The following is a 13,626-nucleotide window of genomic DNA, read 5'->3' on the forward strand; positions in this document are numbered from 1 at the left end:
AGGGCAGGGAATTTTTTATGTTCGGTGAATTCAATTTAATCGATACCTATTTCTCTAACCGTCAGTCACAACGTAAAGATGTCTCTCTTGCTCTAGGAGATGATTGTGCATTGGTCAAAGCACCAGAAAATGTTCGGATCGCCATCAGTACCGACACCTTAGTCGCAGGCACTCATTTTTTAACCGATGCGAATCCGGCTTGGGTGGCTCATAAAGCATTGTCATCTAACATCAGTGATCTGGCTGCGATGGGGGCAACGCCTGCTTGGGTATCGCTCGCACTCACTCTACCTAGTGTCGATGAAGCATGGCTAAAACCCTTTTGTGATGCTTTTTTCGAACTTGCGAATTACTACAATATTCAGCTAATTGGTGGGGATACAACCAAAGGACCACTGAGCATTACCTTGACAGTACAAGGTTTTGTGCCACAAGAATTGGCGCTGCTGCGCAGTGGAGCCAAAGTGGGAGATTGGGTTTACGTCACTGGCGAGCTTGGTGATAGCCAAGCAGGGCTCGATGTGATTCTTGACCCAAGCTTACGCCATAAACCTTTTGCCCAAGAGCTTGAAAAGCGTCACTATCTCTCAACGCCAAGAATTCTTGCTGGCCAAGCATTGCTTCATTTGGCTTCTTCTGCAATTGATATTTCCGATGGTTTGGTGTCTGATCTCAAGCATATTTTGCATCGTTCAAATGTTGGGGTGAGTTTGGATGTCGGTGCGTTGCCTATTTCGCAAGAGCTGTTGCAGTTTGTGGGCGAGAGACAAATAGCCCAGCAATATGCACTAACCAGCGGTGAAGAGTATGAGTTGTGTTTCACTGTTCCAGAGCATAACCGAGGTTCCATCGAAAGTGCGCTTGCTCATTGTGGTTGTAAGGTGAGTTGCATTGGCCAAATTCGTCCGCAGGGTATTTTTGAGCTCCAGCATCAAGGCAAAAAACTCAATTGGCAGTTAAGCGGCTATGATCATTTTAAGGTGAACGGATGACAAACCCTATCGCATTAATCTCATTAAAGAACCCTTGGCATCTTTTGGCCACGGGTTTTGGCAGTGGCCTATCGCCTATCGTGCCCGGCACAATGGGAACGCTTGCCTCAGTGCCTTTTTATTTACTGTTAGTACAGCTACCTATCACAGTGTATTGTGCTGTGGTTGTGCTTGCTTGCTTGGTGGGCGTGAAAATTTGCCAAGTGACTTCTGACGACATGAAAGTGCATGACCACGGTTCGATTGTGTGGGATGAATTTGCTGGTTTTTGGATAACAATGCTAGTCGTGCCACTGTTTGAATTGCCCAGTTTAGATTGGAAATGGCTGGTGGCTGGATTCGTGCTGTTTCGCTTTTTCGATATGCTCAAACCGTGGCCGATCAGTTGGTTAGATAAACGAGTGCATGGTGGTTTGGGGATTATGCTCGATGATATTGTGGCAGGTGTTGTATCCGCGATTGCGCTGTATTGGGTCGGCTTTTGGGCGGGTTGGTTATAACATGGTCAGCGTTCAATATTGATTGACGGCTTAGACTTAGCAACAAAAAAGGTTCCTTTGGGAACCTTTTTTGTCAGTGAAGAGTTATCTGAAACAGGGTTATTCGATGCTCTGGGTATCTAAAGTTACTTTACCGTCTTGAGACTATTTTAGCTTCTCTAAGTCAGCTTCAATTTCAGCGATTTTGCTCGTGACCACTTTTTCCAAATGGCGCAAGTCAGTCAATATTTTTTGCTTCAGATCGAGATCACTCATAGGAACCGGCTTAGTGATTTTATTTAGTTCATCAATCACCAAGGTTAAATTACGGTTGATCTCCGTCACCTCTTTGTATTGATGGCTGCCGCTATCGACCAATACATTTTTTACTTGTCGAGGGTATTTAAATTTCACGCTTTTAGCGAACAGCTCGCCTTTCTGCTTATGAAAGTAAATCTTCAACACATCTTTATGGGCTTCTTGACGAAGTGAATAGCGCTCAATCTGTTTAGGATCTTGAATGCCTAAACCGGTGAGGTAGGGATACATAGGCAACCTCTATTGTATTTTGTGACACATCAATGAACCATTTCAATGTAGCAGTCCATGCTCGCCCGAGATAGTTCATCGTGATATCAATGGTTCAAGTTGTGGACCAGATCGCTTTCCTTTTCCGTTTAATTTGGCGCGAGTTCAGAAACATTTTTAATCAGCATTTCACGTAACGTGCACTCTTCTTCTTCACTCAATTTTCCGCCTTGTGAACCGGTGAGAATAAACAAGTCTTCTGCTCGTTCGCCAATGGTGGTGATTTTTGCACCATGCAGGTTAATGTTTAAGTCAGCAAATGTGGCTCCGACCGTTGCTAGCAGTCCCGGAGTATCAAGTGCGACTAATTCCATTAAGGTTCGTTTATTGCTTTTGGTGGGTAAAAAATCGACTTTAGTTTTGACTTTAAAATGTTGCAAGTTACGTGGCGTGCGGCGCAATTTCAGTTTGTTCTGCCAACCCGTTTCTAGCCCACTGAGTAGGTGTTTGATCAACGATGGGTGACACTCTTCGTCAATTGCATGGCCGTTTTGATCCAGTACCATGAAGGTATCAAGGACGTAGCCATCTTTACTCGACATGATCTGCGCATCATGAACATTGAGATTTCGACGGTCCAGTTCAGCAACCACAGTCGCAAAGAGGGCGGGTTGATCTTTAGTGTAAACAAACAATTCAGTGCCGCCACGAGTGGCTTTTTTGCTCATCAGGATCAGCGGTTGGCTTGGGTCGCTATGTTTGAGTAGGTGCTCACAATGCCAAGCGATCTGCTTGTGAGTGTGACGCAAAAAGTAATCGGCTTTAAAGCGCTGCCAAAGCACTTCAATTTCGCGTGCGCTGTAGCCTTCTTTACGAAGCAATGCGGATGCCATTTGTTGGTTGTGGCGAATGCGATCGCGCACATCTACCGGGTTTTCAAGCCCACGCCTAAGTGCCCGCTGTGTTGAGTGATATAGCTCTGCCAGCAAGGTGCGTTTCCAACTGTTCCAAAGCTCAGGGTTGGTAGCGCAGATGTCGGCGACAGTCAGGCAAACAAGATGTTCGAGATACTCTTCATCGCGCACTTTTTTGGCAAATTCGGTAATGACATCTGGGTCGTAAATGTCGCGTCTTTGCGCCGTTACCGACATCAAGAGGTGGTTTTGTACCAGCCAAGAGACTAATTTTGCTTCAGGTTTTGATAAACCGTGTTCAATACAAAAATCATAGGCTTCTACCGCACCGATTTCAGAGTGATCGCCGCCACGCCCTTTGGCAATGTCGTGAAAAATAGCGGCCAGAATCAGCATCTCCTTTTTCTGGAGACGCGGGTAGACTTCGCAACAGATGGGGTGTTTATCGTGATTTTGTGCGTAGCTAAAGGTATTGATGTGTTTGAGAAGACGAATGCTGTGTTCATCGACCGTATAAACATGGAATAGGTCGAACTGCATTTGTCCAACAATTTGGCTCCATTGGGGAAGATAAGCGGCGAGCACGCCTAATTTATGCATCAGGCTGAATGCACGATGTAGTGCGTTAGGGTGACGTACCAATGCCATGAATTTTTCACGCGCTTCGGGAATGGTGTGCAGGAATTTATTGAGCCGCCTTCTGGCTGTACGCAACTGGCGCATGGTTGTGGGTGCGACGCTTTCGATGCTGGAATCATTGGCGATATGAATAAACATATCTAAGATCGTTTCAGGGCGAGCTTGGAAAAGCGCGGGTTTACGAGCCTCTATTAAGTTGCCACGACGTTGAAAATCATCATCTAAAATTTCTGCCACGGCTTCTTCGCCGTTATTGAGTATGGCTTGATCAAACAGACGCAGGAGCATTTTGTTGAGTTCCGCAACACGACGTAGCGTACGGTAGAACTCTTTCATCATCATCTCGACTGCGCGATTCCCTTCACCAGTAAAGCCCAGATGTTCTGCCACTTGAGCTTGATGAGCAAAAATAAGCCGATTGTCATAGCGTTTTAATTCAATGTGCAGCGCAAAGCGCACGCGCCATAAAAAGTCTTGGCACTCTACTAGCTCACGATATTCAGCATCAGTTAAAAAACCAAAACGACTCATTTCAAGCAGTGATGTTGCACCAAAGTGGCGTCTAGCCACCCAGCTTAAAGTATGAATGTCTCTTAAGCCTCCAGGAGTCGATTTGATATCGGGTTCAAGGTTATAAGTGGTGTCATGGTAACGAGCGTGTCGGTCGCGCTGCTCTTGAATTTTGGCGCGGTAAAAGGTTTCGCTTGGCCAAAACGATTCGGAATGAATCAACATCTTGAGTTTATAAAATGTCTCTTCGCTACCACATAATAGCCGAGCTTCTTGTAAGTTTGTCGCGACGGTTAAATCTTCACGGCCAATTTCAGCGCACTGCTGCACGGTACGCACGGCATGGCCCACTTCTAAACGCAAATCCCACAACAAGGTAATGAATTCGCTAATTTTACTGCCGAGTTCAGCGGGTAAAGTATGATTGGAGACGACCAGAATATCGATATCAGAAAGAGGATGAAGTTCACCGCGGCCATAGCCTCCGACGGCCACTAAACTGATGTCTGGAACCTGCGAAAATGCGTAATGTTCCCATAACCTGTAGAGCAGTTGGTCCATATATTCAGAGCGGCCTAATACCAGGTCGTTGACCGGATGGTGGTGCAAAAATTGATGTTTCTGATACTGAGTGAACTGTTCAAGTTGCTGTTTAAGCTCGCCGATAGTGAGTTGTGTGTCAGTAAAGGTGAGGGGAGACTGAAAAGGCATAACGGCAATCCATGCTGGTGATATGTCACAACGTAGACTGACTGTATCAAATCACTGCAGATAAAAAAATATCCCTGCAAGAGGGATATTGATTGATAAGGTTTTGGTTCGATGTAATTAGGCGTTATGCATCAGACGCGGAATGGTTTCTTCTTCACGCAGCGTCAGCACTTCACAGCCAGTGGCGGTAACCAAAATGGTGTGTTCCCACTGCGCTGAGTTTTTGCCATCGGCAGTGTAAACAGTCCAATTGTCTTCATCATCAAGGCGGCAACCAAATTTACCCGCATTAATCATTGGCTCGATAGTGAAAATCATCCCTTCACGCAGTACGGTTCTGTCGCCGTTTTTATAGTGAACTACTTGTGGTTCTTCATGAAATTGAGCGCCAATACCGTGGCCGCAATAATCTTTCACAATCGAAAATTTAAGGCGTGGGTTATTTTTATTATTGGTTTTAATGTGTTTTTCGATCGCAGTACCAATCTCACCCAATTGAACTCCGGGTTTGACCTTCTTCATGCCGATATAAAGACACTCTTGCGCAACAAGACATAGGCGCTTATCTGCTGGCGACACTTCACCGACAAAGAACATCTTTGAGGTATCACCGTGGTAGCCATCTTTAATAACCGTGATATCAATGTTCAGAATATCACCCTCTTTCAGTACCGCTGGACGCTGTAATTGCCCATACTGCGTATCTTGAGTTGCCGGAATACCGTGACAAACAATGTGATTGATAGAGGTACAGATCGATTTAGGAAAACCGTGGTAATTCAATGGTGCTGGAATAGCTTGCTGTACTTCAGTGATGTACTTGTGGCAGATCTGGTCAAGTTCTTCAGTGGTGATGCCCACTTTTACATGCGGTTCAATCATCTCAAGGACATCGGCAGCCAGTTTACCCGCGACGCGCATTTTGGCTATTTCTTCAGCAGTTTTGATTTTTACAGACATCGGCTTTCTCTATGCGTTAATTCTTGAGCACTTAACTGTGCGAATGGGCGTTATTCTAGCAGTGCATGGATGAATCGCAAGGGATCCCTGTCGGTAAGTAAGAATTGTTTGCATAACTACAGCTTACCTAGGCCATGATGTGTCGTATTTTTTTCTAGCCAGAGAAGGGCTAAATATGGTATAAAGCGCGCCGGAATCGAAGTGCGTTTTCTTCTGAAATGACGAAGCCCACCTTCCTTTCTAAACACATTATCTTTAAATCACACACATTCCGACACGTGTTCCGGGGTGCTCCAACAATAAAACTATCGGCAACAACCGAATAGATGTTAGGGGTCGGATACATGGGGAATGTGGAGGCCTAACCCCATAGAGGATTTTTAAATGGCAACTGTATCAATGCGCGACATGCTAAAAGCTGGTGTTCACTTCGGTCACCAGACTCGTTACTGGAACCCAAAAATGAAGCCATTCATTTTTGGTGCTCGTAGCCGTGTTCACATCATCAACTTAGAAAAAACTGTTCCTATGTTCAACGAAGCTCTAGCTGAGCTACACAAAGTTGGCGAGAAAAAAGGTAAAGTTCTTTTCGTTGGTACTAAACGCGCAGCATCTGAAGCTGTTAAAGAAGCGGCTATCGCAAGCAACCAATTCTACGTTAACAACCGCTGGTTGGGCGGCATGCTAACTAACTGGAAAACTGTTCGTCAGTCAATCAAGCGTCTAAAAGAGCTTGAAATTCAAGCAACAGATGGCACTTTTGATAAGCTAACTAAGAAAGAAGCTCTAATGCGTACTCGTGAAATGGAGAAGCTAGAGAAATCTCTTGGTGGTATCAAAGATATGGGCGGTCTACCTGACGCACTATTCGTTATCGATGCAGATCACGAGCACATTGCAGTTAAAGAAGCAAACAACCTAGGTATCCCAGTTTACGCTGTTGTTGATACTAACTCTAACCCAGATGGCGTTGACTACATTATCCCTGGTAACGACGACGCAATCCGTGCAATCCAGCTTTACCTAAATGCTGTTGCAGAAACGGTTAACGAAGGTCGTAACAAAGATGCAGCTGCACTTGCTGCTGCAAAAGACGGTTTCGTAGAAGCAGAATAATAGCGGCTCTGAGTCACACTTGATTATATGTGTCACACGATTGATGCATTGAACAAGTTATAGTTAGCATCAGGGGCCAAACAATCGGCCCCTGATTTTTACCACCAGAATCAACTGAGGAATAGAGAATGGCAACTGTAACTGCTGCTCTAGTAAAAGAACTGCGCGAGCGTACTGGCGCAGGTATGATGGAATGTAAAAAAGCGCTTGTAGAAGCAAACGCTGACATCGAACTAGCAATTGAAAACATGCGCAAAAGCGGCGCAGCTAAAGCAGCGAAAAAAGCAGGTAACATCGCAGCTGAAGGTACTATCCTAATTAAAGAAGCTGATGGTTTTGCAGCACTTCTAGAAGTGAACTGCCAAACTGACTTCGTAGCAAAAGACTCAAGCTTCCTAGCGTTCGCTAACGAAGTTCTAGCGGTTGCACTTGCTGAGCGTCTAGATATCGCAGCACTTCAAGCTAAATTTGAAGAAGCGCGTATTGCTCTTGTTGCTAAAATTGGTGAAAACATCACTATCCGTCGCGTTCATTACATCGAAGGCGCTAAAGTAGGTTCATACCGCCATGGCGACCGTATCGGTGTTGTGGTTGCTGGTGAAGCGGATGAAGAGACCATCAAACACGTAGCAATGCACGTTGCTGCTGCAAAACCTGAGTACGTGAACCCTGAAGATGTACCAGCAGAAGTTGTGGCTAAAGAGCGTGAAATCCAAATCGAAATCGCAATGCAATCTGGCAAGCCAGCAGCAATTGCTGAGAAAATGGTTGAAGGCCGCATGACTAAGTTCACAGGTGAGGTATCACTTACTGGTCAAGCGTTCATCATGGATCCTTCTCAAACTGTTGGCGCAATGCTGAAAGCTAAAGGCGCAACCGTTACTAACTTCGTACGTCTAGAAGTTGGTGAAGGTATTGAGAAAGCTCAAGAACTTAGCTTCGCTGAAGAAGTTGCAATGGTTCAAAAAGGTTAATCCTAGCGATTTTGCCTAAAAAGAGACCGTAGCCAAGGCTGCGGTCTTTTTACGAATGGCATATTGAGACTAATTGTGATGATTTAGAATTCAGTATTCAGTTTTAAATCATGACTGTTAATTAACAACTCTCTATTTGGAAGGTAAGCTCCATGACTACGAACCCTAAACCAGCCTATCAACGTATCCTGTTAAAACTTAGCGGTGAAGCGCTACAAGGCGAAGAAGGTTTTGGTATTGATCCTGCGGTGTTAGATCGCATGGCACAGGAAGTAAAAGAACTGGTTGAACTGGGTGTTCAAGTGGGTGTTGTCATCGGCGGCGGTAACTTATTCCGTGGCGCAGGTCTTGCTGAAGCGGGCATGAACCGTGTTGTGGGCGACCACATGGGAATGCTGGCAACCGTAATGAATGGTTTGGCAATGCGTGATGCTTTGCACCGTGCTTATGTGAATGCGCGCGTGATGTCTGCCATTCCTCTTAAAGGTGTGTGTGACGATTACAACTGGGCCGATGCTATCAGCCAACTACGTCAAGGCCGTGTTGTGATCTTCTCTGCGGGTACTGGTAACCCATTCTTCACAACTGATTCTGCTGCCTGTTTGCGCGGTATTGAAATTGAAGCGGATGTGGTTCTAAAAGCGACAAAAGTAGATGGCGTATTTAGTGCAGACCCAGTGGCAAACCCAGACGCAGAACTGTATGATAAGCTGTCTTATACAACCGTGCTTGAAAAAGAGCTAAAAGTGATGGACTTGGCCGCGTTTACGCTAGCGCGTGACCATAAAATGCCAATCCGCGTATTTAATATGAACAAACCGGGCGCACTACGTCGCGTGGTAATGGGTGAAGCGGAAGGTACACTAATTAGCACCGCTGACTAATCACTCCAAAACAAAAAAACAAGTAGGTGATATTTGTGATTAACGAAATCAAGAAAGACGCTCAAGAGCGTATGGATAAGAGCGTAGATGCCCTGAAAAACAACCTTTCTAAGGTACGTACTGGTCGCGCTCACCCAAGTTTACTCTCCGGCATTTCTGTCGATTACTATGGTGCTTCGACACCGCTGAATCAAATCGCTAACGTTGTAGCTGAAGATGCACGTACTCTCGCGATCACTGTTTTTGATAAAGAGTTGACGCCAAAAGTTGAAAAAGCGATTTTGATGTCTGATTTGGGTCTAAACCCAATGTCTGCAGGTACGGTTATTCGTGTACCACTGCCACCACTGACCGAAGAACGTCGTCGTAATTTGGTGAAAATTGTTCGTGGTGAAGCTGAAGGTGGTCGCGTTGCAGTTCGCAACATTCGTCGTGATGCCAATGGCGACTTAAAAGCTCTACTGAAAGATAAAGAAATCTCTGAAGACGAAGATCATAAAGCGCAAGAAGAGATTCAAAAACTTACCGATGTAGCGATTAAGAGAATTGATGAAGTTCTTGCTGCAAAAGAAAAAGAGTTAATGGAAGTTTAATTCGCTCTTTTTAGCCTTTCTAAAACGCTGTGCTCACAGTGCAGCGTTTTTTTATGCTATTTTGCCCTATCAGTTTGGTAATCAATTAATTTCTTATGCAAAACTCATCCCTCTCATCTGATGTATTACCCCAACACATCGCAATCATTATGGACGGAAATGGCCGTTGGGCTAAAGCACAAGGTAAACCTCGTGTATTTGGTCATAAGAATGGTGTAGCAGCGGTCCGAAGAACGATTTCTACTGCAGCGAAATTGGGTATTAAAGCCGTTACTTTGTTTGCCTTTAGCAGTGAAAATTGGCGGCGTCCGGAAGCTGAAGTGGGCGTGTTGATGGAGTTATTTATTACTGTGCTATCCACAGAAGTAAAAAAGCTGCATAAGAACAATCTGCGTCTTAGAGTCATTGGTGATAAAACACGTTTTAGCTCACGCTTACAAACAAAAATAGCTCAGGCAGAAGAGTTAACCTCATCAAACAGTGGCATGGTCGTTAATATCGCCGCAAACTATGGCGGAAAATGGGATATCACAGAAGCAATGCGCTCTATCGCGGTCAAAGTGGCGAGCGGTGAGCTTTCTCCTGATCAGATTGACGAGACGCTGATTACACAGTCGCTAACGATGTCTGATATTCCTGAAGTGGATTTGCTCATTCGTACCAGCGGTGAATGTCGTATTAGTAATTTTATGTTGTGGCAATTGGCCTATGCAGAGATGTACTTTACGCCGATTTACTGGCCTGAGTTTGGTGAAGAAAGTTTAATTGAAGCAGTGACTTGGTTTGTTAACCGTGAACGCCGTTTTGGCTGCACAGGGGAACAGGTTAAGGCATTGATGGAACAGAGATAAAGGATCCATTAGTTTGAAGCAACGAATTATCACGGCGCTCATATTAGCTCCACTGGTGATGCTGGGCATTTTTGAACTGCCACTCCCCCTATTTATGGCCGTTTTGGCCCTTGTGGCGCTCGTCGGTGTATGGGAATGGACGCAGTTTATCGATTCGACATCTAGGTATCTGGCGCTGTTGCCAGCCATTATTATTGGTGGAGCAAGTTACCTATTGATTTCCCCTGATGCCGTTAGCCTAGCCAGCATGAACTCGAATCACTATGTGATATTAAGTATTGGGGTGGCTTGGTGGCTGTTTTCTAGCTTTTTAGCCATTACCTATCCTAAATCCCGCCCATGGTGGGAAAAATCCAATCTACTTAGGCACCTCTTTGGTGTGCTTACGCTACTTCCTTTTTTCTGGAGCGTACTTTTTTTACGCGCAGAAGCCTTTTTGAGTGAGCCATACCACGGTGCTAAGTTGGTGCTATTTGTCTGCTTAATTGTTTGGGCTGCAGACAGTGGTGCTTATTTTGCGGGCAAAAGTTTTGGTAAGCACAAAATGGCGCCAGCAGTCAGTCCAAATAAAACCATTGAAGGGTTGATTGGTGGCATTATTACGGCATTGATTGTGGCGTGGTTTACTGCTGATTGGTTTGATATTCGGTTTACAAATACGTTGTCGATGGTCGGTATTACATTAGCGACTGTGATTATCTCTGTGCTCGGTGATCTGGTCGAAAGTATGTTTAAGCGCGTTTCAGGAATTAAAGACAGCAGTAATATTATTCCTGGGCATGGTGGCGTTTTGGATCGTATCGATAGCCTGACGGCTGCATTTCCTGTTTTTGCTCTACTGTATTTCATTTTCTAATGCTTGGGTTAAGCTGTCTTACCCCAATCTTAATTCACGGTTGTTGCTATGCGTAAGTTAACGATTCTCGGGGCCACAGGTTCAATTGGGGCAAGCACATTAAAAGTCGTGGCTCAAAATCCCGAACACTTTTCCGTTGTGGCTTTAGCCGCGGGAAATAATGTCAATAAAATGCGTGAGCTATGTCAGCGTTGGCAGCCAGTTTATGCGGTAATGGCAAACCAAAAGGCGGCGGATGAGCTTTTAGCTCAATTGCAGTCACTGAACTTAAAAACAACCGTATTATTTGGTGAAGACGCCATGTGCCACGTCGCCGCATTAGATGAGGTGGATACGGTGATGGCGGCGATTGTTGGTGCAGCAGGTTTGTTACCAACCATGGCCGCGGTAAAGGCGGGCAAGCGTGTTTTGCTGGCAAACAAAGAAGCCTTGGTGATGTCTGGCCAATTGTTTATTGATGCGGTCGAAAAATACGGTGCTGAATTGCTCCCTGTCGATAGCGAACATAACGCGATTTTTCAATGCTTACCCCCTGAAATTCAAGGCTCTTTGGGTCGCTGTGATTTACAAGAACATGGTGTGCAACATATTCTGCTCACGGGTTCTGGCGGCCCTTTTCGCTATAGTGATTTATCCACGTTAGCTGATGTTTCACCACAGCAAGCGATTGCTCATCCTAACTGGTCGATGGGGCCGAAAATTTCGGTTGATTCCGCTACCATGATGAACAAAGGTTTGGAATATATTGAAGCTAAGTGGCTGTTTAATGCATCGAAACAGCAATTAAAAGTGTTAATCCACCCACAATCGGTGATCCACTCTATGGTGCAGTACCGCGATGGTTCGGTGCTTGCGCAAATGGGGGAACCCGATATGTCCACGCCAATTGCTTTAACTCTCTCTTATCCAGAACGCATTACTGCGGGTGTTCCGGCACTGGATTTTACCAAATTAAGTAATTTGAGTTTTATGGATGTGGACTACGAGCGTTATCCTTGTTTGGGATTGGCGATTGATGCTTGCTATCAAGGGCAACATGCCACCACCTCTTTAAATGCAGCCAACGAAATAGCCGTTGAAGCTTTTTTAAATAAGCAAATTCGTTTTACCGATATCGCACAAGTTAATGAACGTGTATTGTCAAAAGTGTGTGCAGCACATACTCAGTTACATTGCTATGACTTGGAAAGCTTGTTAGAGCTCGATAGAATGGCGCGCACTATTGCCCAGCAAATCATACAAGAGCATTTATTATGAGTGGTATTTTGTGGAATTTCGTCTCTTTCATCATTGCGTTAGGTATATTGGTTGCTGTGCATGAATTTGGCCATTTTTGGGTAGCACGTCGCTGCGGAATTAAAGTCGAAAAATTTTCCATTGGCTTTGGTAAATCACTTTGGAGCCGAATAGCCAAAGATGGCACCGAGTACAACCTCTCAATTATTCCTCTCGGCGGCTACGTTAAAATGCTCGATAGCCGTGTTGATGATGTTCCAGTTGAATTAAAACCCTTAGCTTTTGACCAAAAACCATTGTGGAAACGTGTCGCTGTCGTGAGTGCTGGGCCTGCTTTTAACTTTTTCTTCGCCATTTTTGCCTATTGGCTCGTGTTCTTAATTGGCGTCCCAGCGGTAAAACCTGTGATTGGCGAAATTGCCCCGCAATCGATCGCCGCTCAAGCGGGTTTAGAGTCAGGAATGCAGATCAAAGCAGTCTCAGGAGTGAATACCTTAGATTGGGAATCGGTCAATATGGGGCTGATTAGCCATATTGGTGATGAACAATTAACGCTCACCGTCGGAACCAATAATGAAATTGGTGTGGATGAAATCAAAACATTAGATATCCGTTCTTGGAACTTTAACCCAGAAACAGAGTCTGCTATGGGAGCGTTGGGTTTTAAACCATTTGTCCCTGAAATATCGCTGACGCTAACCAATGTTTCTCAAGGCAGCGCCGGAGAGAAGGCCGGGTTAGAAGTTGGCGACACCTTGATCGAAGCCAACGGTGCGAAGATAAACCATTGGCAGCAAGTTGTGGAGTTGATACAAAGCCATCCCAATCAGCCAGTTTCATTGGTTGTTGTGCGTGATGAACAACGCTTGACTATCGAGCTTACGCCTGACGTTCGTGAGTTACCGCAAGGCAAAACGATAGGTTTTGCGGGAATCGCTCCTAAAGTCGCAGAATGGCCGGAAAGTTATCGATTTGAGCTGCAATATGGTGTATTTGAATCAGTCGGAAAAGCGGTTGAAAAAACACAGCAAGTGATCAACTTAACCGTCAGCATGTTGAAAAAACTGGTGGTCGGTGATGTGGGGTTGAATAATCTGAGTGGGCCGATTTCGATTGCCAAAGGAGCTGGAACTACCGCTGACTATGGTTTGGTCTATTTCTTGGGTTTTCTGGCTCTGATTAGTGTCAACTTAGGCATTATCAATCTAGTACCACTGCCAATGTTAGATGGCGGACACTTACTGTTTTTTGCAATTGAAGCCGTTATTCGTCGTCCTGTCCCAGAGAAGATTCAAGAAATGGGATATCGAATTGGTGGGGCGATCATCTTTTCTTTGATGGCTGTGGCAATATTTAATGATTTTAGTCGCCTGTGATTTGTAA

13 protein-coding genes are annotated in these 13,626 nt (G+C 45.0%); 10 read left to right on the forward strand and 3 right to left on the reverse strand.

What is annotated here, in order from left to right; translation table 11 throughout:
- Positions 1–17: 17 nt before the first annotated feature.
- Both thiL and pgpA read left to right on the forward strand, forming a co-directional pair.
- On the forward strand, positions 18–992 hold the full coding sequence (thiL, locus tag AACV20_RS03975) for a thiamine-phosphate kinase (RefSeq protein WP_026027917.1): 975 nt from the start codon (positions 18–20) through the stop codon (positions 990–992).
- Positions 989–1,492, forward strand: coding sequence for a phosphatidylglycerophosphatase A (gene pgpA, locus AACV20_RS03980; RefSeq protein ID WP_047689286.1), 504 nt, complete (start codon positions 989–991; stop codon positions 1,490–1,492). Before thiL ends, pgpA begins: the two co-directional genes overlap by 4 nt.
- 144 nt (positions 1,493–1,636) lie before the next feature.
- Here pgpA and AACV20_RS03985 read toward each other — a convergent pair whose 3' ends face one another.
- From AACV20_RS03985 to map, 3 genes are all read right to left on the reverse strand, one after another.
- Positions 1,637–2,020: a DUF3461 family protein gene (locus AACV20_RS03985; RefSeq protein ID WP_026027637.1), complete on the reverse strand. Its 384-nt coding sequence runs from the start codon at positions 2,018–2,020 to the stop codon at positions 1,637–1,639.
- A 128-nt stretch (positions 2,021–2,148) separates the two neighbouring features.
- Positions 2,149–4,773: a bifunctional uridylyltransferase/uridylyl-removing protein GlnD gene (gene glnD / locus AACV20_RS03990; RefSeq protein WP_170899988.1), complete on the reverse strand. Its 2,625-nt coding sequence runs from the start codon at positions 4,771–4,773 to the stop codon at positions 2,149–2,151.
- 117 nt (positions 4,774–4,890) lie between these two features.
- Entirely contained in the window at positions 4,891–5,733 is an 843-nt protein-coding gene (map, locus tag AACV20_RS03995) for a type I methionyl aminopeptidase (RefSeq protein WP_017044011.1), read from the reverse strand.
- Between the two features lie 384 nt (positions 5,734–6,117).
- Here map and rpsB point away from each other — a divergent pair, with 384 nt between their 5' ends.
- From rpsB to rseP, 8 genes are all read left to right on the forward strand, one after another.
- Positions 6,118–6,849 carry a 30S ribosomal protein S2 gene (gene rpsB / locus AACV20_RS04000; RefSeq protein WP_094500420.1) on the forward strand — a complete coding sequence of 244 codons (732 nt, stop codon included), beginning with the start codon at positions 6,118–6,120 and terminating at the stop codon, positions 6,847–6,849.
- A gap of 128 nt (positions 6,850–6,977) precedes the next feature.
- Positions 6,978–7,823 carry a translation elongation factor Ts gene (gene tsf / locus AACV20_RS04005; protein ID WP_013856205.1) on the forward strand — a complete coding sequence of 282 codons (846 nt, stop codon included), beginning with the start codon at positions 6,978–6,980 and terminating at the stop codon, positions 7,821–7,823.
- Positions 7,824–7,975: 152 nt separating this feature from the next.
- Positions 7,976–8,707 carry a UMP kinase gene (pyrH, locus tag AACV20_RS04010; RefSeq protein ID WP_010320123.1) on the forward strand — a complete coding sequence of 244 codons (732 nt, stop codon included), beginning with the start codon at positions 7,976–7,978 and terminating at the stop codon, positions 8,705–8,707.
- A 35-nt stretch (positions 8,708–8,742) separates the two neighbouring features.
- On the forward strand, positions 8,743–9,300 hold the full coding sequence (gene frr, locus AACV20_RS04015; protein ID WP_010320122.1) for a ribosome recycling factor: 558 nt from the start codon (positions 8,743–8,745) through the stop codon (positions 9,298–9,300).
- 95 nt (positions 9,301–9,395) lie between these two features.
- Positions 9,396–10,151, forward strand: a complete 756-nt coding sequence (locus AACV20_RS04020) for an isoprenyl transferase (RefSeq protein ID WP_047689282.1) — start codon at positions 9,396–9,398, stop codon at positions 10,149–10,151.
- A 13-nt stretch (positions 10,152–10,164) separates the two neighbouring features.
- Positions 10,165–11,007 carry a phosphatidate cytidylyltransferase gene (locus AACV20_RS04025; protein WP_013856208.1) on the forward strand — a complete coding sequence of 281 codons (843 nt, stop codon included), beginning with the start codon at positions 10,165–10,167 and terminating at the stop codon, positions 11,005–11,007.
- Between the two features lie 48 nt (positions 11,008–11,055).
- Positions 11,056–12,264: a 1-deoxy-D-xylulose-5-phosphate reductoisomerase gene (gene ispC, locus AACV20_RS04030; protein ID WP_170889642.1), complete on the forward strand. Its 1,209-nt coding sequence runs from the start codon at positions 11,056–11,058 to the stop codon at positions 12,262–12,264.
- The gene (rseP, locus tag AACV20_RS04035) at positions 12,261–13,619 is read left to right on the forward strand and encodes a sigma E protease regulator RseP (RefSeq protein WP_170906920.1); all 1,359 of its coding nucleotides are present in this window, start codon (positions 12,261–12,263) and stop codon (positions 13,617–13,619) included. The genes ispC and rseP overlap by 4 nt, the downstream gene beginning before the upstream one ends.
- Positions 13,620–13,626: the final 7 nt, after the last annotated feature.

It is taken from the genome of Vibrio sp. B4-6 (assembly GCF_963888245.1).
Lineage (GTDB): Bacteria > Pseudomonadota > Gammaproteobacteria > Enterobacterales > Vibrionaceae > Vibrio > Vibrio anguillarum.

What these genes read in the sequence shown, in the direction of transcription:
- ispC (WP_170889642.1), top strand. Translation starts at nt 11,056, where the DNA reads ATGCGTAAGTTAACGATTCTCGGGGCCACAGGTTCAATTGGGGCAAGC.
- rpsB (WP_094500420.1), top strand. Translation starts at nt 6,118, where the DNA reads ATGGCAACTGTATCAATGCGCGACATGCTAAAAGCTGGTGTTCACTTC.
- map (WP_017044011.1), bottom strand. Translation starts at nt 5,733, where the DNA reads ATGTCTGTAAAAATCAAAACTGCTGAAGAAATAGCCAAAATGCGCGTC.
- glnD (WP_170899988.1), bottom strand. Translation starts at nt 4,773, where the DNA reads ATGCCTTTTCAGTCTCCCCTCACCTTTACTGACACACAACTCACTATC.
- rseP (WP_170906920.1), top strand. Translation starts at nt 12,261, where the DNA reads ATGAGTGGTATTTTGTGGAATTTCGTCTCTTTCATCATTGCGTTAGGT.
- AACV20_RS04020 (WP_047689282.1), top strand. Translation starts at nt 9,396, where the DNA reads ATGCAAAACTCATCCCTCTCATCTGATGTATTACCCCAACACATCGCA.
- thiL (WP_026027917.1), top strand. Translation starts at nt 18, where the DNA reads ATGTTCGGTGAATTCAATTTAATCGATACCTATTTCTCTAACCGTCAG.
- pgpA (WP_047689286.1), top strand. Translation starts at nt 989, where the DNA reads ATGACAAACCCTATCGCATTAATCTCATTAAAGAACCCTTGGCATCTT.
- pyrH (WP_010320123.1), top strand. Translation starts at nt 7,976, where the DNA reads ATGACTACGAACCCTAAACCAGCCTATCAACGTATCCTGTTAAAACTT.
- AACV20_RS03985 (WP_026027637.1), bottom strand. Translation starts at nt 2,020, where the DNA reads ATGTATCCCTACCTCACCGGTTTAGGCATTCAAGATCCTAAACAGATT.
- tsf (WP_013856205.1), top strand. Translation starts at nt 6,978, where the DNA reads ATGGCAACTGTAACTGCTGCTCTAGTAAAAGAACTGCGCGAGCGTACT.